General features: G+C 48.1%; 12 protein-coding genes and 2 pseudogenes. 7 read left to right on the top strand and 7 right to left on the bottom strand.

The window, feature by feature from the left end:
- Positions 1 to 4 precede the first annotated feature (4 nt).
- Positions 5 to 2,080, top strand: a complete 2,076-nt coding sequence (locus JCM10512_RS13695; RefSeq protein WP_044163874.1) for a RagB/SusD family nutrient uptake outer membrane protein — start codon at positions 5 to 7, stop codon at positions 2,078 to 2,080.
- A gap of 302 nt (positions 2,081 to 2,382) precedes the next feature.
- On the opposite strand, the gene JCM10512_RS24105 is transcribed toward JCM10512_RS13695, so the two are convergent.
- The 3 genes from JCM10512_RS24105 to JCM10512_RS13685 all read right to left on the bottom strand — a co-directional run bounded on the left by JCM10512_RS24105 (position 2,383) and on the right by JCM10512_RS13685 (position 7,434).
- Positions 2,383 to 5,094 carry a hybrid sensor histidine kinase/response regulator transcription factor gene (locus JCM10512_RS24105; protein WP_244437209.1) on the bottom strand — a complete coding sequence of 904 codons (2,712 nt, stop codon included), beginning with the start codon at positions 5,092 to 5,094 and terminating at the stop codon, positions 2,383 to 2,385.
- Positions 5,031 to 6,707, bottom strand: a complete 1,677-nt coding sequence (locus tag JCM10512_RS24100) for a ligand-binding sensor domain-containing protein (RefSeq protein WP_244437207.1) — start codon at positions 6,705 to 6,707, stop codon at positions 5,031 to 5,033. Before JCM10512_RS24100 ends, JCM10512_RS24105 begins: the two co-directional genes overlap by 64 nt.
- A gap of 124 nt (positions 6,708 to 6,831) precedes the next feature.
- Positions 6,832 to 7,434 carry an FKBP-type peptidyl-prolyl cis-trans isomerase gene (locus tag JCM10512_RS13685; RefSeq protein WP_044163873.1) on the bottom strand — a complete coding sequence of 201 codons (603 nt, stop codon included), beginning with the start codon at positions 7,432 to 7,434 and terminating at the stop codon, positions 6,832 to 6,834.
- A gap of 477 nt (positions 7,435 to 7,911) precedes the next feature.
- Between JCM10512_RS13685 and ilvD the strand changes: the two genes are divergently transcribed.
- The 6 genes and pseudogenes from ilvD to JCM10512_RS13655 all read left to right on the top strand — a co-directional run.
- Entirely contained in the window at positions 7,912 to 9,711 is a 1,800-nt protein-coding gene (gene ilvD / locus JCM10512_RS13680; protein WP_044163871.1) for a dihydroxy-acid dehydratase, read from the top strand.
- 172 nt (positions 9,712 to 9,883) lie between these two features.
- Positions 9,884 to 11,544, top strand: a pseudogene (gene ilvB / locus JCM10512_RS13675) (biosynthetic-type acetolactate synthase large subunit).
- A gap of 13 nt (positions 11,545 to 11,557) precedes the next feature.
- Positions 11,558 to 12,115 (top strand): acetolactate synthase small subunit, encoded by a 558-nt coding sequence (gene ilvN, locus JCM10512_RS24095; protein ID WP_044163869.1) that lies wholly within the window; start codon positions 11,558 to 11,560, stop codon positions 12,113 to 12,115.
- Complete coding sequence (locus JCM10512_RS13665; RefSeq protein WP_044163867.1) at positions 12,112 to 12,855, top strand: acyl-[acyl-carrier-protein] thioesterase; 744 nt, start codon at positions 12,112 to 12,114, stop codon at positions 12,853 to 12,855. Before ilvN ends, JCM10512_RS13665 begins: the two co-directional genes overlap by 4 nt.
- 87 nt (positions 12,856 to 12,942) lie before the next feature.
- On the top strand, positions 12,943 to 13,989 hold the full coding sequence (gene ilvC / locus JCM10512_RS13660) for a ketol-acid reductoisomerase (protein WP_044163865.1): 1,047 nt from the start codon (positions 12,943 to 12,945) through the stop codon (positions 13,987 to 13,989).
- A gap of 85 nt (positions 13,990 to 14,074) precedes the next feature.
- Positions 14,075 to 14,515 (top strand): annotated as a pseudogene (locus tag JCM10512_RS13655) (class I SAM-dependent methyltransferase); the annotation flags it as partial.
- An 85-nt stretch (positions 14,516 to 14,600) separates the two neighbouring features.
- On the opposite strand, the gene JCM10512_RS13650 reads toward JCM10512_RS13655, so the two are convergent.
- From JCM10512_RS13650 to JCM10512_RS13635, 4 genes are read right to left on the bottom strand one after another with little or no spacing between them, the layout of a single operon-like run.
- Entirely contained in the window at positions 14,601 to 15,881 is a 1,281-nt protein-coding gene (locus JCM10512_RS13650) for a hypothetical protein (protein WP_148298403.1), read from the bottom strand.
- A 13-nt stretch (positions 15,882 to 15,894) separates the two neighbouring features.
- Positions 15,895 to 17,055: a fimbrillin family protein gene (locus JCM10512_RS13645; protein WP_044163862.1), complete on the bottom strand. Its 1,161-nt coding sequence runs from the start codon at positions 17,053 to 17,055 to the stop codon at positions 15,895 to 15,897.
- Positions 17,056 to 17,067: 12 nt separating this feature from the next.
- Positions 17,068 to 19,122, bottom strand: a complete 2,055-nt coding sequence (locus JCM10512_RS13640; RefSeq protein WP_044163860.1) for a fimbrillin family protein — start codon at positions 19,120 to 19,122, stop codon at positions 17,068 to 17,070.
- A 27-nt stretch (positions 19,123 to 19,149) separates the two neighbouring features.
- Positions 19,150 to 21,189 carry a fimbrillin family protein gene (locus JCM10512_RS13635; RefSeq protein ID WP_044163857.1) on the bottom strand — a complete coding sequence of 680 codons (2,040 nt, stop codon included), beginning with the start codon at positions 21,187 to 21,189 and terminating at the stop codon, positions 19,150 to 19,152.
- Positions 21,190 to 21,230 lie beyond the last annotated feature (41 nt).

The raw sequence follows: 21,230 nt of genomic DNA, 5'->3' as shown, positions 1-21,230 counted from the left end.
AACGATGAAGACAGCAAAAATACGATTCTATGTAGCCGTGTTAGTAAGCTCCCTGCTTACCCTAAGTTGCAGCGACCAATTTCTTGAAGACAAGAAGATGTATAAGAGTCTGGAGGATAAAATCTTTACCAACCAGACGCAGACCAATCAATATCTGTCCGGGCTGTATAAGAACTATTTCAGCGGGCTTACCCGTCCCGACGTGAGCATTTGTGGCAAGTACGAGAACTTCAATAACCTGACCGAAGAGGCCGGGGGACTGTCCACACGTACCAAATCGACCGAAGAACTGACACTGGCTTCGGAGTGTAACGCCTATGTAGGTAATCGGTTGAAGGCGAGTATCGAAAATGTACCCTATACACGCATAAGGGATTGCAACTGTTTGCTGGAGCGAATCGATGATGCCGGTGGTGATGTGAGCGAAGTATTCCGCAAGCAGGCCAAAGGCCAGGCACTGGTGTTGCGTGCCATTCAGTATTTCGATCTGGTACGTTTGTACGGCGGTGTTCCGTTGGTCACCAAGGTGTTGGATGCTGACGCGCATAACGAAGCTTCGAAGCTCCCCCGTGCCAGCGTGACTCAATGTATCGAGCAGATTGTGACGGACTTGAATCAGGCAGCCGAATACTTACCCGATTCGTGGGGAGCAGAGGACTACGGACGGTTTACCCGTGCGGCTGCGTTGGCTTTGAAGAGCCGGGTACTGTTGGTGTACGCGAGCCCGATCTTCAACCGGGATTGGGAGAACTCATCCAACGATCGGTGGGTAGCAGCTTTGGAAGCCGGGTTGACAGCCGAAACGGAGTTGTCAAAGGCCGGATATGGGTTGTATGGCTCGTCGGCTAAGGATTGGGAAGAGATGTTTCTGCTCGATAATACGCCCTGTAAAGAGGCGATTGTTGTTCAACTATGCTCTCCGGAGTTAAAGTTGGCCATCAATAACGGATGGGAAAACGCTATTCGGATGGTTAGCCAGAACGGTGGTGGTGGATTGGCCGTGCCGCGGGATCTCTACGACAACTTCCCGTTGGCTGACGGCAGACGGGCGGTTGACCAGGCAGGTAATGCGATCAATGGCTATGATTCGAAAGAGTTCTTCATGGATCGCGACCCTCGTTTCTACCGTACATTCGCCTTCAACGGTACTCTTTGGAAGGTTGATAATAAGGCCGATACGGTTTGGTTGTATCGGTGGATGTACCCGAATCCGATCGATCCGGAGAAGTTGAATGTGAAGTACACGGAGGATAATAATAAGAACAGTCCGGTGGTGGTTCGTAAGATGTCGAACCCGAAAGCTCTTTCGGCCGATTTGGGACATTCGGGGATCGATGTATTCGAGTATCGGTATGCCGAGTTGTTGCTCAACATTGCCGAATGCTATGCCGCAACGGGAAATGTAGAGAAGTGCATCGAGTATCTGAGTAAGATACGCAATCGGGTGGGGATTCCATCGGCTCAGAACTATGGGCTTGGCAACTTCTCCGATAAGTATCAGGCTATCGAGGCGTGTTTGTACGAGCGTCGGGTGGAACTGGCCTACGAAGGCAAACGTTGCTGGGATATTTGGCGTTGGTTGTTGTACGAGGGTGGGAAGTCTACGGATGATCTTTCCCTGAGCGAGAAAAGTACGTGTGAAGCGTTGGGTGTGAAGCCGTTGAACGACATCAGTCGGCAGGGCGCGTATGTGGATGCGAAGTCAGTCAACGGCTCTCCGTTTACCGAAGCGGATCCTTTGTGGACAGCTCGTGCTGCCGTTTGTCTGGACCCGGACTCCGAACGATTTGCCGAACAACAGCTTGCCTTGCGTGACTTCTATCGGGAGAACTTCGAGATAACGAAGCTCACCACGCCGATGGATAATATCGGTACACCTATTTATGGGGGCGACGGAACGACCGTGGTTGGTTATGAGGAAGCGAATATCAGCTGGCGGTCGCACTATTATATATGGGGCTTCCCGGAGAATCTGTTGAACTTCAATACGTGGTTGGAACAGACCGTCGGGTGGAAGGATCATAACAATGCACAGGGGACTTTCAGTTTTCAGGATCGCGAATCTCTAACCGTGAAATAATAGATCTTATACTCCAAGATTCATAGGTGTTAGGGAGGGAAGGCCGGTGTCTGCTAAGGTGATCCGGCCTTCTTATTTGCTTGTTGCCCGTTTCTACATCGTCAAGTTGAAGAATCTGATCTGAAACGTGTCACAACAGTTACCTATGCATGTCACAGTTGTGCCACCACGTTGGCACAGCCTGTCACTTCGGTTCATCTGTCACTTAACAGGTAGGGAAACAAAGTTAAAGCGCCTTTCTCCAACCGACTTCCAACCGTCTGGAAGAAAATCCCCTCCTGAACCTATTACTCTTTGAGGGGTTACCCCTTCTGTTCTTTATACTGAGAAGGGGTGACTCCGGTTTGTTTCTTGAAGCATCGGCTAAAATACTTCGGGTCATTAAAGCCGGTCATAAAAGCGACTTGGGCAATGTTTGGTTCACCTCCGTCGAATAACTGAATCGCTCGTTTAATCCGGATCTCGCTAATCAGGTTGATGGGAGATATGCCGATAACCGCTTTTACCTTCTTATAAAAGGCTGTTCGTCCCATAGCTACTGCGTTGGCAATCTCGTCGATCGTCAGTTCCGAGTTACTCATATTCTCTTCAATGATATTCATAACCTGTTCGATGAAGTTCTGATCATAGGGGATCACCTGAGGTGAAGAAGGAGACAGATCGAGGCTGCCCGGCATTGGCTGGTTAGATAGGAGAGTCAGGCGATAGTTCTCCTGCAACAGCTTTCTTTGTTTTAACAGGGAGGTGATGCGCGCTTTCAGGTAGTTGGTGCTGAAAGGCTTCGTCAGGTAATCGTCGATGCCGTACTCCAATCCTTTGATCCGGTCGTCGAGCGAAGACTTGGCAGACAGCAGAACAATCGGTATATGACAAATCTCTCGGTTCCCTTTGATGGCTTTCACCATATCCAACCCATCCATAACCGGCATCATCACATCGCTGAGAATGATGCAGGGATATGCTTGCTGTGCCTGCTCGTAACCTTCTTGTCCGTTACCGGCTTCGATTATATGATATTCTTTCGAGAGGATATCAGCCAGGAATCTCCGTAGCTCAAGATTGTCTTCCACAATGAGAATGGACAGCTTCTCTTCATTTTCCTCTTCCGAAGCGTTGGTTACCTCGTTATCCAAAGGTGTAATAACTGCTTCTGACATATCTGAAAGAATGAACTCCGTCTGCTTATCCTGCATGAAATGCGCTTTTCCTTTCAACATCCGAACCGTAAATCGACTTCCTTTTCCGATCTCACTACTCACGCTAATATCGCCGTGATGTATCGCTACAAGCTCTTTGACAAGCGAAAGCCCGATACCCGAAGAAGGCTCCAGCATATTCCGGTGGATAATCGTTTCGAAACGTTGGAAGATGGTTTCCAGCTTGTTTTCACTGATCCCTTCTCCTTGGTCAATGACCGAGATGTAGACGGAATCTTCAGCCGATTCTATTTTCAACAGGATAGCTTTATCATTCGGCGTGTATTTGAAGGCGTTTGAGAGCAGGTTGAAAAAGATCTTTTCGAATTTATCCGTGTCGATCCACAAGAGCGAACGGTTACAGCCGGTCTCGATCTTTAAATCGATGTTCTTCTCTTCGGCAATCACCTTGAAGTGTTCGACAACGGTAGGCAGCCATGCAACGATATCGGTTTCCTCAACCAAGAGCTTCATCTTCTTGTTCTGTATCTTTCTGAAATCGAGTATCTGATTAACCAGGCGTAGCATCCGTTCGGTGTTCTTTTGAACAATGCCCAGGTATTCTTTCGCCTTGGATGACAGCTCTTCGTTTTGCAACACTTCGGTTACCGGACCGTTGATGAGCGTTAGCGGCGTACGCAGTTCATGCGAGATGTCGGTAAAGAAATGCAGCTTGATATTGGCTATTTGTTGTTCGACATTCACCCGGTGACGTAGCCGGTAAATATAAAAGAGGATGTAGACAACGGTGACTATAAACAGCGTTAAAATGAACGTATAAAGCATCCAAGCCCAGACCGTCTCTCGGAACTTAGGCGTTACATGGATGGTGAGCGTGTACGTATTATCTGTCCATACCCCGTCGCTGTTGGTCGACTTGATAAGCAGGTTATAGGTTCCGTGCGGCAGGTTGATGTAATTGGCCGAACGCTTTCTGCCCACATAGTTCCAGTCCGAATCTACGCCATTCAGCTTGTACGCATAGCGGATATTCTCCGGGTTGACGTAATCCAAGGCGGCAAACTCGACGGTGATGTTACGTTGTCTGGGCGTCAGCGTGAATTCCGACAGGTCGTTACACGGTATGGGGCGTGAGTCATTGAGTATTTTGATATTTGTCAGCACGATGGGAGGCACGTACTGACTCTTACGGAGTTGAGCGATGGGAAGCTCCATGAAGCCGGTGCTTGTGCCGATAAACAGTTCGCCCTGCGAGTTGATGACGGGCAACGCTTCGGAGTAGAAGGATTTGTGTTTCAGGAAATCACGGCTGTAGTTGTCGAATTGTTCAGTCCGAGGATTGAATTTGGAAAGGGTGTTTTCGGAGATAAACCATAAGTTACCTTTGGCATCTTCAATGGTGGAGAGCACCCAGTCGAAGGGCAAACCGGACTTCTTGCTATACGATTTGAAGGTCATTTGATCCGGCGTAAGGGGACTGGAAACGATCTTATTTACCCCTCCTCCCAAGGTCGAAATATAAACCTCCCTTTTGCGAGTCGTATAGATGTAGATCACATTGTTGTTACTTAGGCTGGAAGCATCGTTCGGGTCTCGTATATGTGTATAGAAACGAATCTGATCCGGAGTCTGGAACGTAGACGAGAAGCAGACCAATCCTTTGGTGGTGCCTACCATGATGATTCCCTCCGCTGTTTCGGCCAAGCAACGGACCTTCGAGAAGTCTGCGTGTGGGTAGAAGGGGAGTTGGTTTCCGCTGTGAATAAATTGTAAGTCCTTCCCGGTTGCAGGCCTTACCAGATTGATCCCTCCACCAAAACAACCGATCCAGATGTTCTTACGACTGTCTTCGAGAATGGAGTAAATATCGTTATTACTGATGCTATACGGTTGAGAAGGATCGTGTTTGTAGGCTCTACCTCATACTGCTTGGCGTCATGCCCCTTTTGTCGGAGAATAAATAACCCATCCCCTCTGGTTCCTAACCAGATGCTACCGTCCGCTAATTGCTTGATGCAATAGACATTGGCCTTAAAGAAATTCTCGGAAGAAGCGACCTGTCCCTGCTTGGTAAGATAGCCTATCAGCTTTCCTTTCGCATCGTAGATTCTGACTTTTTGGTCCTTGGTGGCTACCCAGAGCCTACCCGCGCGATCATATAAGAAGGCACGGGTCTCTATGCCTAGGTCCGAAATCGTGTATGGCGTCTGGAGGAGACTGATCTTCTCCAACTCCCTGCTGCTGGTGTTCAGCCATAGGTTTCCTTGTCTGTCGGGGAAATAGGTATGTGTGGAGGTGTTCAACGCGAATCGATCATCATCTGTCTGATCATGAAAGCTCTGCAATCTGTCATGCTCTCTGTCGTACAGATTCAGACTTCCGCCTTTGGGTTGTATCCATAACCTCGCATAACAATCCTCAAAGATAAAATAAGCTTTATTGTATTTCTCTTCGGTGTATCGACTTGGTAGCGGAGGGAGGTAGGAGAGCTTTTGTTGGGCATGGTTCCATTGGGTAACTCCGAAAGAGGCTGTCGAGATCCATAAAATATCTTTCTGATCGGTATAAAGCGTCTGTACTTCATTTGAAGGCTGTCGGGGTGTTCGCAGGTCTATCGTTTGAAAAGACTCCCGACTGATATCATACAAGAGTAGTCCGTGTTTTTGGGTACCGATAGCGAGTGTCGAATGGCCGATCTCTCTCAACGCGGAGATCTCAACAGACGGTATAGGTAAGGGAATGGTGTGTACGTTTCCCGTTCGTTTGTCGTATCTGGCCAACTGTCCGTCCAGTGTAGCCAACCATATTTCGCCGTTTACCTCTCGCAGATGACAGAATGGTAGGTTGGACCGGATTTGCTTCTTGCCGACAATAGTCGCTCCTTTGTTGGTTAATATCCATTCGTCTAATCCGGAGTCTTGTACGATATTATAGATGGTATCTCCTCGGATGTTCTTCTTAGCGATGCTGTATTGCTCAAATTTAGCTGAGTCTTTGTAGGCTGTTTCGTCAAAACGGAAACAGGAGGCATAGTCACAAATGAGCCATATCACCCCATTCTTGAATGTGGTGAGCCGTCTGACTTGTGCTTCTTTGGGTGGAACAGACTTGAGAACGTCGGTGAATGTTTCAGTCTCCGGACAGAAGATGTACGCTTTCAGATCGTATGTCCGGCACCATATCCGGTTGTACTTACCACTTGCGATGTATTCGATTCGGTTATCATCCAGCGTACAGCCATCCCCGGATTTGGCTTTGAAAGTCTGGAAGGTATAGCCATCGAATTTATTCAGCCCGTTCCAGGTAGAGAACCACATATAGCCTTTTGCGTCTTGGGCAATGCCCATGATCACGCCTTGGGCCAATCCGTCATCAATGGAGTAATGTTCTATCCGGCTAAGTGGTTGGGCGTTGAGTGGAATTAGAAAAGCGAGAAGTAATAGCAGTAGGAGAGTGGTTCTGTTTTTCATAGTATTAGCAAATATCTGTGTTTTTCTTTCACAAATATAAATTAAGATACTGAAATAAAAAAAGATTCTGTCCAATCATTCGTGGACAGAATCTTCAATATGTCTGCAATACTATGCCAATTGATTAGTGGCAGCTACCACCGCATCCGCAACCTTCGTCGCTACAGCCGTCGTCACCGCATCCGCCTCCACAGCTATCGCCGCAGTCGCCTCCGCATCCGCAACCACCTTCGCCGCTCATCATCTTCACCAACTCCTGAATCTCTTCGTTAGTTGCCGGACGGCTTTCAATTACTTGGCCTTCGAAGCTCAAAGCAGCACCGGCAAGTGGGTGATTCAAGTCAACAACCACTACTTCGGGTTTGATTTCAACTACGCTGGCATTCACACGTTGTCCGTCTGAAGTCATCAAGGGAACAACACTTCCTTCTTTCACACGTTCGTTGTCGAAAGAACCGTCAATCTCGAAAACCTGTTTCGGCAATTCGATAACGTGAGCTTCGTCGTACTCTCCGTAGGCATTTTCGGCCTGGATCGTAAAGTCGAACTTATCACCTTTGGCTAGAGCCACTATCTGTTTTTCAAAGTCGTCAAGTGTTGTACCCAGGCCTGAGATGAATTGGAATGGGTTTTCAGCGGCGGCTTCTTCGAATAATTCCTTTTCACCATCTTCCATTGTATATAGTTTGTATGCAACGGTAATGTACTTGTTTTCTACTGTTTCCATTATAATTATGTATTTCTGAATTAATAAATACCGGGTTACCGGGTGCGCAAAGATACAAATAATTTAATTCGACTTGGATATGGTAGCGTAATTTTCAGATTATTAAGTGCTTTTGATGGTCTACAGTGTAAACAATACGTCTGACTATTAGTTGTGTTTCCAACTAAAAAGTAATAGAATAGAGATTAATCACCGTTGTTATCTTACGATTAATCGTTTTTCTTCGTTTTTTTTCTTCGATTTGTTTGGAGATAATAAAAAAGCCCTTACCTTTGCAGCAAGAAATAAAGGAAATAAGATTATGAACAACCTGCATACTTCAATTAACCTGGCAGTCCTGCATATTATTCTCGTCGTGGTGATTCCATCAAGAGCGTGAGGAAGGTTATTTGTGTATGTGTTCGTAACGTATAAGATAAAATTTAGAGCCTTTCTCACTACTGTGGGGAAGGCTCTTTAATTAAAAGCTAGTTTGAAATGAAAAAACAATTACGCAGTTCGTATAGTACGCAAGGCCGCAGAATGGCAGGAGCTCGTGCACTGTGGGCAGCCAACGGCATGAAGAAGAGCCAGATGGGTAAGCCGATTATAGCTATTGTAAACTCGTTCACTCAGTTCGTGCCCGGCCATGTACACTTGCATGAGATCGGACAACAGGTAAAAGAAGAAATTGAGAAACTGGGTTGTTTTGCTGCGGAGTTCAATACGATTGCCATCGACGATGGAATCGCCATGGGGCATGACGGAATGCTCTATTCACTCCCTTCACGGGATATCATTGCCGACAGCGTAGAATATATGGTCAATGCGCATAAGGCCGATGCGATGGTATGCATCAGCAATTGCGATAAGATCACTCCGGGGATGCTTATGGCAGCCATGCGACTCAACATTCCGGCTGTATTCGTGTCCGGCGGACCGATGGAAGCAGGTGAGTTGAACGGAACACATCTGGACTTGATCGACGCTATGATTAAGTCGGCAGACGACAGTGTGAGCGACGACGAAGTGGCACAGATCGAACAAAATGCTTGTCCTACTTGCGGCTCTTGTTCGGGAATGTTCACCGCCAACTCGATGAACTGCCTCAATGAAGCCATCGGCTTGGCACTTCCGGGTAATGGTACAATCGTTGCCACACACGAGAACCGCAAACAACTCTTTAAGGATGCCGCCAAACTCATCGTGGAAAATGCCATGAAGTATTACGAAGAAGGTGACGAAAGTGTCCTTCCCCGTACCATTGCCACCCGTCAGGCATTCCTGAACGCCATGACACTCGACATCGCTATGGGTGGTTCTACCAATACCGTACTCCACCTATTAGCTATCGCGCACGAAGCCGAAGTCGACTTTACCATGGACGACATCGATATGCTTTCCCGCAAAGCTCCCTGTTTATGCAAGGTTGCTCCGAACACACAGAAGTATCATATTCAAGATGTAAACCGTGCCGGAGGTATCCTTTCCATTATGCATGAATTGGCGAAAGCCGGTTTGGTAGAAACAAACGTGCACCGCGTAGACGGAATGACCTTGGCACAGGCGTTGGATCAATACGCCGTTACCAGCCCCAACGTTTGTCAGGAAGCGATCCAGAAATACACAAGTGCCGCCGGAGGTAAATTCAACCTTGTACTCGGCTCACAAGATATGTACTACAAAGAACTCGATACCGACCGTGCCAACGGATGCATCCGCGATCTGGAACACGCTTATAGCAAAGATGGCGGACTGGCCGTACTGAAAGGAAACATAGCCTTGGATGGTTGTGTGGTCAAGACAGCCGGTGTGGCAGAGAGTATCTGGAAATTCACCGGCCCCGCTAAGGTGTTCGACTCACAAGATACCGCCTGCGAAGCAATCCTGAAAGGAAAAGTAGTCAGTGGTGATGTTGTAGTCATTACCAACGAAGGCCCCAAGGGAGGCCCCGGTATGCAAGAAATGCTTTACCCCACATCCTATATAAAATCACGTCACCTGGGCAAAGAATGCGCCCTGATTACCGACGGACGTTTCAGTGGAGGAACCTCCGGATTGAGTATCGGACACATCTCTCCCGAAGCTGCTGCCGGCGGTAACATCGGCAAGATTGTTGACGGAGATATTATCGAAATCAATATTCCCGAAAGAACGATTAACGTCAGACTGACGGAAGAAGAACTGGCTGCCCGCCCAATGCAGCCCGTCACCCGCGACCGATACGTGCCCAAGAGCCTGAAAGCGTATGCCAGTATGGTAAGTTCGGCTGATAAAGGAGCGGTGAGAATGATATAAAGAACCTCTTTTCCGGTTCCCCTCTCCGATAGGAGTGGAAAGAAGGAGATCGGTTCGACTAATATTAATTTGGTAATTTGTGAATAATATGTCAAGTGAAAATAAAACAACAGCAACTTCTCCCGCTCTCCCCCAAGGAGAGGCACCCCAGATATCGGGTGCCGAAGCTTTAATGCGTTCATTGGAGCACCAGGGAGTGAAGACAATATTCGGTTATCCCGGCGGTTCCATTATGCCGGTTTTCGATGCCTTGTACGATCACCAAAGAGCCTTGCATCACATTCTCGTTCGTCACGAACAGGGAGCGGCACATGCTGCGCAAGGTTATGCCCGTGTTGCGAATGAAGTCGGTGTCTGTTTGGTAACAAGCGGTCCGGGAGCAACTAATACGATCACTGGCATTGCCGACGCGATGATCGACAGCACCCCCATCGTAGTCATTGCCGGACAAGTAGGAACCAGTTTCCTAGGAACCGATGCGTTTCAGGAAGTCGACCTTGTAGGTATTACCCAACCAATCACCAAGTGGAGCTATCAGATTCGTCGGGCAGAAGATGTTGCCTGGGCGGTAGCCCGTGCTTTCTATATAGCCAAAAGCGGTCGCCCCGGTCCGGTGGTGCTCGACTTCGCAAAGAACGCACAATTGGAAAAAGTAGCCTACACGCCCACTAAGTTAGATTTTATTCGCAGCTACGTCCCTGTTCCCGATACGGAAGAGGAGACTGTGATTGCTGCTGCCGATTTGATAAACAACGCCGAACGCCCCCTTGTACTGGTAGGCCAAGGCGTGGAACTGGGCAATGCGCAGGAAGAACTGCGTACCTTTCTGGAGAAAGCCGATATGCCCGCCGGATGCACGCTGCACGGCCTTTCCGCTTTGTCGACCAACCATCCGTTGAATAAAGGAATGTTGGGTATGCACGGCAACCTCGGCCCGAATGTCAACACCAACAAATGCGATGTACTGATAGCAGTCGGTATGCGTTTCGACGACCGTGTGACCGGTAACCTGGCAACCTATGCCAAGCAGGCTAAGATCATTCATTTCGACATCGATCCCGCTGAGGTCAATAAGAACCTGAAAGCGGACATCGCTGTGTTGGGCGACTGCAAGCAAACGCTGGTAGCCGTGACCGAACGGTTGAAAAAGAATCAACATACCGAGTGGCTGGATAGCTTCAAGGTATACGAGGAGATGGAGGAAGAGAAAGTTATTCGCCCCGAACTGTACCCGAAAAGCAAAACCCTGAGTATGGGCGAAGTCGTTCGTGCGGTAAGCGACGCGACCAACCACGAAGCGATTCTGGTGACCGACGTAGGCCAGAACCAGATGATGGCTGCCCGCTACTTTAAATATACCAAAGACCGTAGCATTGTTACCTCCGGTGGATTGGGAACGATGGGATTCGGACTTCCGGCTGCCATTGGCGCCACCTTCGGCTGTCCCGACCGTACCGTTTGTGTATTTATGGGCGACGGTGGTTTGCAGATGAATATACAGGAACTAGGCACCATTATGGAACAGCAGGCTCCCGTGAAAATGATTATTCTAAATAATAACTACCTGGGCAATGTACGCCAGTGGCAAGCGATGTTCTTCAACAAACGCTACTCGTTTACGCCGATGCTCAACCCTGACTACATGAAGATTTGCGAAGGATACAACATTGCATCCCGGAAAGTCTACACCCGTGAAGAGCTAAAGGCTGCGATTGATGAAATGCTGGGGGTAGACGGCCCGTTCCTTTTGGAAGCCTGTGTGGTGGAAGAAGGCAATGTGATGCCGATGACCCTCCGGGCGGATCGGTTAACCAGATGTTGTTGGAGTGCTAAAAAGAATAAAGGTATGGAGAAAACATTATATACAATTATCGTCCATTCGGAAAACTTTGCCGGATTGCTGAATCAGGTTACGGCCGTATTCACCCGTCGTCAGATTAATATCGAAAGCCTGAACGTGTCGGCATCCTCCATCAAAGGCGTGCATAAGTACACGATCACTACCTTGGCGGATAATGATACGATAGAGAAAGTTGTGAAACAGATCCGGAAGAAGATAGACGTGCTGCAAGCACATTACTTCACCGACAGTGACATCTACTTCCACGAAATAGCGTTGTACAAGGTATCTACGCCCGAATTTCAGGAAACTCCCGAAGCATCGAAGGTGATACGCCGGTACAATGCACGGATTGTAGAAGTGAATCCGGTGTTCTCGATTGTAGAGAAGAACGGTATGAGCGAAGATATAACCTCGCTTTACGAAGAATTGAAGGCACTTAAGTGTGTGTTACAGTTCGTTCGTTCGGGACGTGTAGCCATCACCACCAGCTGTTTCGAACGGGTGAACGAGTTTCTCGATGACCGGGAAGCGAAATACAATCAAAAACTGGAGGCGAAATGAGTGAAAACAGTAAAATAGGGACTTACAACTTTGTAGCCGAACCGTTTCACGTTGACTTCAACGGGCGGTTGACCATGGGGGTGCTGGGTAACCATTTGCTGAATTGCGCAGGTTTTCATTCGGCCGATCGTGGATTTGGCATCGCTACCCTGAATGAAGAAAACTACACGTGGGTACTTTCACGTTTGGCGATCGAGTTGGATGAGATGCCCTATCAGTACGAAGACTTCCAGGTGCAGACCTGGGTAGAAAACGTCTACCGGCTCTTTACCGACCGTAACTTCGCGATTATCAATAAAGACGGTAAGAAGATCGGTTACGCCCGTTCGGTATGGGCTATGATTAACCTCAACACCCGTAAGCCGATCGACCTATTGGCCATGCACGAAGGGGCGATTGTCGATTACATTTGCGACGAGTCTTGTCCCATCGAGAAGCCTTCGCGCATCAAGGTCGCGAATACCGATCCGTCGGACAAGCTGACGGCTAAGTATAGTGATATCGATGTCAACGGGCATGTCAACAGCATCCGGTATATCGAACATATTCTCGATCTGTTTCCGATCGACTTCTATAAAACGAAACGTATCAGACGTTTTGAGATGGCTTATGTAGCCGAAAGCTACTACGGAGACGAACTATCTTTCTTCTGCGACGAGGTAAATGAGAATGAGTATCACGTAGAAGTGAAGAAAAACGGGAATGAAGTAGTTTGCCGTTCGAAAGTAATCTTCGTATAACGAGGTTACCGGGAACAACTAAATATAGATAATTCAACTTAATAACAGATGGCGTGAAAGCCATCATAAACAAAAACAAAAAAGAAAATGGCACAGATGAATTTTGGCGGTGTTATGGAGAATGTAGTAACCCGCGAAGAATTTCCATTGGAGAAAGCTCGTGAAGTATTGAAGAACGAAATCATCGCCGTAATCGGTTATGGAGTGCAAGGCCCCGGCCAGTCACTTAACCTGCGTGACAATGGTTTCAATGTAATTGTTGGACAACGTAAAGGTGGAAAAACTTGGGAGAAAGCCGTAGCCGATGGTTGGGTGCCGGGTGAAACATTGTTCGACATCGACGAGGCTTGCCAACGCGGAACAATCATTCAATACCTTCTTTCTGACGCTGCACAAATCGAAGTATGGCCGACTGTAAAGGCAAACCTGACTCCGGGAAAGGCTCTGTATTTCTCTCACGGTTTCGGTATCACGTATAAAGAACGTACCGGTATTGTTCCTCCGGCTGATGTAGATGTTATCCTGGTTGCTCCGAAAGGATCAGGTACTTCACTTCGCACGATGTTCCTTGAAGGTCGCGGACTGAACTCTTCATTTGCTATCTTCCAGGATGCAACAGGCCACGCACACGATCGCGTGGTTGCTTTGGGTATCGGTGTAGGTTCGGGTTACCTGTTTGAAACAACTTTCAAACGTGAAGTTTACTCTGACTTGACAGGCGAGCGTGGTTCGTTGATGGGAGCTATTCAAGGCCTGTTGTTGGCTCAATACGAAGTACTTCGTGAAAATGGCCACACACCTTCTGAAGCTTTCAATGAAACTGTTGAAGAATTGACTCAATCCCTGATGCCGTTGTTCGCTAAGAACGGTATGGACTGGATGTATGCCAACTGCTCGACTACCGCACAACGTGGTGCACTCGACTGGATGGGCCCTTTCCACGATGCCATCAAACCGGTTATGAACCAACTGTATGATAGCGTTAAGACAGGTAATGAAGCACAGCTTTCTATCGATAGCAACTCACAACCTGATTACCGTGAAAAGCTGAACGAAGAGCTGCGTCAGTTGCGCGAAAGCGAAATGTGGCAGACAGCTGTTACTGTACGCAAACTTCGTCCGGAGAATAGCTAATCAGCATTGAATAGATAAAGAGAACAAGGAGCTGCCCCGAAAACTGCTCCTTGTTTTTTTATGTCTATATCCGAACACCGGATTGATTCCATTTAATTCCATCCATCATTTATATACGAATGAAGGTTTATTTCAGGCTCTAAAGGTCGTTGCCGATCATCTCAAAGAAGGAGGAACCTTCCTGTTAGATTGCTTTAATCCGAATATTCAGTATCTAGTTGAAGCTGAAAAAGAACAACAAACAATTGCTGAGTATACAACCAGCGATGGAAGGGAAGTGTTGATAAAACAGACCATGCATTATGAAAAAGCAACCCAGATTAATCGCATCGAATGGCATCATTTTATCAATGGGGAGTTTCATTCCATTCAAAACCTGGATATGAGGTTGTTTTTCCCTCAAGAATTGGATTCATACCTCGACTGGGCTGGATTCAACGTTATTCACAAGTTTGGAGGTTTTGAAGAAGAAGCCTTTACCGATCAATCCGAAAAACAGATCTACGTTTTAGCACTTAAACCCTGATATTACAATCTTAGGTATATTGCCATAGAAGTAGGGCTGCCCTTTTGGAAAGGCAGCCCTACTTTTTTTGAATGATGAATGGACTTTATCCCGGTGGATTAATCAGGCCTAGTATACTTGTCAGATCGATATACATCTTATCCAACTTGATTGTACTTGAGGTAGTGGAGAGGTCGATCAATTGGCTGAAATCGTTTACCACTCCGATATGCGTAATCACACGACCGTCCGGCTTGAAGGTACATTCGCCCTCGTTGTTGAAAGTCACTGCTTGCAACTTCGGACGAGTTCCACCTGCACCGTTCGATTCGGTCAGTTTGTTATCATAATACAAGTAAATCGTTGTGTTCGGAGTCCCTTTGAAAGTCGGGTAAGCCGTAACCGCAATGTATTCGCCTGATACCGGTTGTCCGGTTGTCCAGTCGGTTACCGTGACCGGAGAGAAGGCAACCTGGTTGCCTTGCAATGTGAAATAGTAACACCTGTTGCTTGCAAATGCCGTAGTTCCTACGGTAAACAGATAGGTGATCGGGCTTGCCCCTGCGGCGGAATTGTCCATCGTCTTGATCTTTACCACCGGAGCTGTGCTAGTCGTTTCCGGTAAGATAAGCAGATACTCTTGATTACCGGTAGTGGTTCCCGTCTTCTGCACCTGAAAAGGTGTGTATTCTTTGGCTGTAACTCCCGTACCGACTACCACTGTAACGCTGGCAATATCGGCATGTACCACATCGCTGACGATGAAGTCGAGCATGGAACGTTGGTGATTTACCGAAATGCTTCTTGTTGAACTGCCGCTGGTAGCATAGATCATGTTATGCGCAATTTGTACCGGCTCATTATTCTTGAATAAGATATCCTGCGCCATCAGAGCCGCTGAGGTTGACTGATCGAGCTCAACAGCTGCCGGATACGCTACACCTGCCGGATCGGGATAGATCAGCAGATTGGCTGTGGGATGAAAGTAGTTCGGGAAATACCACTTGTCCGTGCCCCCTGTGGGAACCGGCCGCCAGTATTGCTTATCTGTCGCCGAATCGTAAATGCCGCCGAGGAAACTACCTGCTAAATATTCAGTAGTTGCACCGCTTGACTGATAGAAAAGCTTGAAATCCAGTTTCCAGTTAGTCCGAAGCTTAGGATCCTTATTAGTCGGATCGATCGAAGAGTTGATGGAGTAACCTGAAACGGTGGCTCTTGTGCCGGTTTCTATCGTTGCCTGAGAACTCTCCAATGATAAAGCAATCCCTTCCACCGGTGTTGTTTGAGTCTCCTCGCCGGCTTGGTAGTCGTCTGTCTGGCTGCACGCACCTCCCATGAAGGCGAACGCAACTACACTCATGACAATATAAATATGATGTTTCATTCTATGATTCTCTTTAGTTGTTGAATAAAGCAAAGTTGGTATCGGGTTCTAAAGCGTCCGGTATCACCTCCTTGTTAAAGTGACTCTTTAGCGAAGCGTCGATCGGGAGGAAGTAAAGCTTCCCATTGACCGACATGGCTAAGTTGTCGTCGATCACGTACTGATAACTTTTCCAGGTAGCCGCATCCTGTCCCTTGATGTATCCTCCTGCCAATAAGCGGGAAAGGGTAACCAATTGAGTTACGGTGTTGATCTTGTAGTTTCCTTCCGATATCAGTTCCGGCATTTGAATCGGAATACCGATATAGCCTTCGTCAGGTACGAACGTTTCGATGGTGATATGGGCAGACAAACCGTAACCCTGTGGAGTCAGTGTTACCAGATAATCCGTGCAGGCTTGCAATGTGATGCTGGTTGAAGCCGGGATATAGACACCACCCCGGAAGTTTAGGGCGTTATTGTCTTTGTTTCCCACGGTAACCAATCCAATCATCAGCGGATCGCTTACCCCTTTGAGCTCAACACCCGGAGGAAGTATCAGTTCGGCCATGCCATCGTCTTTGCAATAGGCCCAGAAGGCGGTAGACTTGGCTGCTTGGCCGTCTACGCTTGCCATCAGTTCCACGATAAGCGCTTTGATATACAAGCCGTTTGCGTTCTGGCCTGCCAAGCGGAAAGTCAGTCGGCTCTGTTCGTGCTTGAAGTTAAGCGGAATCGGTTCGGAAGTAGGTAAAATATTGTTCGTATTAGCCTCTGCTTTCAAGCGGTCGGCTTTCCGGTAGTCCTCCAATTTACGCTGGTCGGTAATGAGAGGCAGTGCCCGTTCAGTGGCGCTGGGCCATACGGCTACTAAACTCTTCATATACGTATTGTCCAGTTTGAACCGGAGGTTGCCGGTAAACGTCCCGGTAGTAGCGTTATATGTGTATGCACTTGACGTTTCTGGATCTCCCGGGCGACTGGTAGTCGACTTGATCGTAATCTGGTCGCCTGTGTTGAAGAAAGCACCTGCGGCACGCGTTGTGCCTTCCTGATTCATACTCGCTATCGTAGGATAGAAAGAAAGCGTGGTCTCTTCGGTCTCTGCCGGATTTTCGTTGTCACTCTGGCAAGCCGACAACAAGGAAAATGCGGCAAGCGTTGCGAAAGTATATAGGATTGAATTGATTTTCATATCTATCACCGTTTACTTGTTTTCAATATAAAGTGGATGCTCCCATATCAGTGTAGGATAGGTAGTAGGAGCGGCACCGACGTCAGCCCACGAGTTGTTCCAGCTAAGAGCCGGCCATTTCGACTTACCGTTTGAAGTAGGGTCACCCTCGAACAACGGCCAACTCGGCCATCCGCTAACGAAAGACGTTACCCCGTTTGTGGTCGAGTTCGGTATTTCAGTGTATGCATTGGCGATGCTTGCGGATGATCCGGTAGTTATGTTACAGAATCCGTTGGCAATCTGTTTCGACCCGATTGTTGGCGGATTATTTCCTGTGCCCGGCGTAACTGTTCGCACAAAGCCGGTGACGTGTGTAGTAGTCATCGCGCTATAACTGTTGGTAATAGTACCTGCACTCAGTAAGCCGCAGAAGCTACCCACAGATGCGTTGGAGTATTTACTTTTCACCTCTTCCGTATCAGCGTTTACCGAGATAATAGCAGTCGAAGAGACTGATTGCGAAACATACGAGTCTTTGATAGAAGCCAGATTCTTTTGATTACCCGCTTCTCCGCAGAGTCCGCCTGCAATTACATTCTCACCATCGACTACGATATGCGGATCACTTACTTTGCATCCACGTATGGTGCTGGTTGTATTGGCATAATTCTGCATGCGTTCCTCCATCAAGGCTTCACGTATAGCACCCGAAACTTCGGGTGGAACATCGATTGTGATTAATTGCTTGATGATATCTTCGGGAATGGCCGGATTCACAATACCGCATAAGCCACCTACATAGCAGGTATCTTTCAAGGCTGTGTTTGTAAAGTCGACTGTTATCGAAGGAGAAACCAGGTTGATATTCTTCAAGGTTGCTTCCCCGATCACGCTACCGAATAAGCCGAAGCCTTGTTTGCCTGTTTGATCGGTGTTGTTGCTCGTGGGGGCAGTGTTTATGACCAGATTCTTAATGGCATGGCCGCCACCGTCATAGGTTCCCATATAGTATTTGGGAGATACCCAGTTGGTTATGCCTCCTGCTGCCAAATCGATGTCGCACACCTGATAACCACCGCCTCCGCCTGAAGCGGTTGCCTGAAGCGTCTTAGCGTCGTAAACCAGATTTTCGGAAGTTGGAATGAAGATCTCTCCCGAATCCATATTGTATCCGTAGCGATATACAATTCGTTGTCCGAAGTCCAGCGTTTCGGGAACTATCAGTGTCAGTTCATCGCTTTGGAAAAGCAAGTCGCCCTTCTCAATCTTGTTGTCATCGTGATTCTTACCGTCATGATGTTTGCTGTTCAGGGTACTCTTCCAGATATAAGCGTTGTAGCGACGGACATACTTTCCTCCGCCATCCGGTACGAAGTTATCCATCCGGTCTACCCAATACTCGCGGCGGTCAACACCGGAAGTGTAGGTGGTGCTATACGGGTCGATACTCGGCAATAGCTTGATGTCGCCATTCTTGTAACTGGTGTCGGTCGTCTTCGGAAAGCTGGCGGGGTTGTTGGCAACTAATACCACTTCTACCTTGAACGTTTGTTGTGGTACCAATTCGAGAGCTACATAATAGGCGTTTGTCGGATTTACATTGGCCTGCGCACGGTAGGGAATGTAAGTCTGATTCTCGTAATTGCTTTCCGTGATGGGGTACTCCGTTTCGTCCGACTGTACGGCGAAATCGTGTACGAAATCCTTGTTGTATGGATAAAAGGCGACAATCGTCATCCGGTCATAGATGTAGATGCTGCTTCCGTCTACGGGAACCAACTGCGAACCGCTAATCTTACATTCGAGGTTACGGATGTAAGGTTTGGTTAGGTTGTTGGCACTGTAATCGTCCTGATAGTAAACATAGAGGCCGATGTGGTTTTTGTTATCGACCAGGTCGTTTATCTGACTCGGGTTCGTCAATTCTCCCAAACGGGTAGTGGCCCCGGTGGTACTGCCTACATATAGGTTGAGGGCAGTACCTTTAGATGCAGGGGTATCCAGCGTCTCTTCCGAACATCCGTGAAAGGAGAGAGATAGTAGGATTACTCCCAGACAGGCAATATATTTCATTGTTTTATTCATCGCTTCGTTTTTTTATTATGATTCGGGTTATGGCTTGCGCACGGGAATCGGCCAGGAAGAATCTGCTGCTACCAGCTGGAAGCCCCAAACGCTTCCGCCGGCTACCGACAATTTGTCGATAATGGTTGCACTCCGAATGGTTGTTGCGGGAAGTTCCGCTGCTTCTTGTGTGAAGCTGCCAACAGTGGCCAAGGTTTTGTTTCCAATAGCGACCTCATCGCTTACTGCCTGGTTCTTACGAGCTGTTCCTGTCAACCAGAAGCATGTGTTGATCACCTTGCTGGCGGCTCCCTCGTACTTACCGCAGATACCTCCCAGATTCGTAGCGGCTTTGTTGAGAGATCCCGTGCTGATACAAGCGGTGATCGCTCCGGCCGTGGTGCTCAAGTTCTCTCCACAGATACCTCCAACGGTAGTGGCATTCAATATGTTTCCGGTGCTAAGGCAAGCAAGTACCCGGCCTGCTGCCTGGTTTACTCCACAGATACCACCCGCTATTTGCGCCGTACCGGCTTCGATATCAGCCTCATTTACACAGGCTTCGATCGTTCCCAGATTCTCGGCACAGATACCACCGACGTAGCCCGTAGTTGTTGCCGGCTTAATCTTACCGGAATCGATGCGAACATTTCTCAAGATTCCCCGGTTGGTCGTAACCAATCCGGTGCCCGCTGTCTGGAAATGAAGGATGCTGAATCCGTTGCCGTCCAGTGTGGATCCGCTGGGGAATGCTGAAGGGCTAAAGGTGAGCGGACTGTTGTTCATATCGATGTCGTTGATTAACCGATACTCTTTGGCTTCCGGGCTCTTCATTAGCAAGGCGAATTGCAGCGGTGTGCCGACTTCATAATATGCGCCCTTCTGCACCAATCCGTTTGGATCGAGTGTGAAAGCCAAGCCGTTGGTAGTGTCATATGTGATTGCCACGTTCTTGATAAGCAAGCCACTGTCTGTGTACAAGTCAGCGGTTAAGCCAGTTGCAGTATCCAGATTTTTCGGGAGGGTAACGAACTTCATGAACGTGTTCGAACCGTCAACCTCTGAACTGCCAATGTATTGGTACGTGCTTCCACCGTTGGTGTGCTTCAACACCATCTTCTTGATCAGGTTGGCGGAAGCATTAGTATAACCTCCTTCCACAGTCACTTTGGGTCTGTAAGGATCGTATCCCCAGTTACCGGAGGTGGAAGACGTTGCCCAGTCGTTCAGTGTCAACGTCAAGCCAATCAATTGCAAACGTTTGATGTGGAAGGTGAGTGTATAGGATAAGCCCGGTTGCAATACAAAATCAGATTTTACAGTTCCGCCCACACCATTGTCTTTCTCCGCTTGCGGTATATTTATTCCATCAAGATCGGCAGCCGTAGCCACATAGTCGTCTATTTTGACGTACGAGAATACCCGGCTGGCGGCATCGTTCAACTTAGCGCCCGAAGGTAGCAAATATTGTGTTCCGACACCGAGAGTGTAATCGCCCGACCCGGCTGTACTGGTTGCTACACCGGTGAACATATTATAAGTTCCCCGGTTGAGTGCGGCCGCATTGCTGAGTTTCAAAGATAACGTGCGCGGTTGTTGGTTTTCCACACTGCCGTCCACCTCGATTTTAATATCGACCTTCGTCATTAAATGTTTGAACGTGATGTATTTGATCGGGTCTTCCGAATAACCGGAGATTACCGTGCCCGATTCATTGCTTCCCTTTCCCAATAAGACGTCGTTGGCCCACTGGCTGGTTCCCGAGGTTAGCGGTATTTCTCCATTGGTTGCTGCTGCGCCCGTATGAGCGAACAGATTGATGGCTGTCTTGCCCAAGGGATAGTATACACCGGAGATCAACTCATTTCTACCACCCGAAGCGTCCTTTCCTACACTCATGGCCATGTTGGAGAAGTATGTTTTGTCTGATGCGGCCGTACGTGCAGAGAGGAAGAACTTTACATTCTGAGTCTGATAGTCGGCTAAAGGGTTACCGGTATTAATCAGCTGCCCGTCACCTGTGGCGCGTGTCAGGACTCCTGAGAGTTCTACAGGAGTGTTTCCCTGCGTGAGATTGTCATCCTCCAACTGCTCGTTGGAACAAGCGGCGAGGAGAGTGAGTAGCAGGC

The sequence above is a fragment of the Bacteroides reticulotermitis JCM 10512 genome (genome assembly GCF_000517545.1).
Lineage (GTDB): Bacteria > Bacteroidota > Bacteroidia > Bacteroidales > Bacteroidaceae > Bacteroides > Bacteroides reticulotermitis.
Note: the sequence above shows the minus strand (reverse complement) of the source record. Positions and strands in the feature narration are given on the sequence as shown.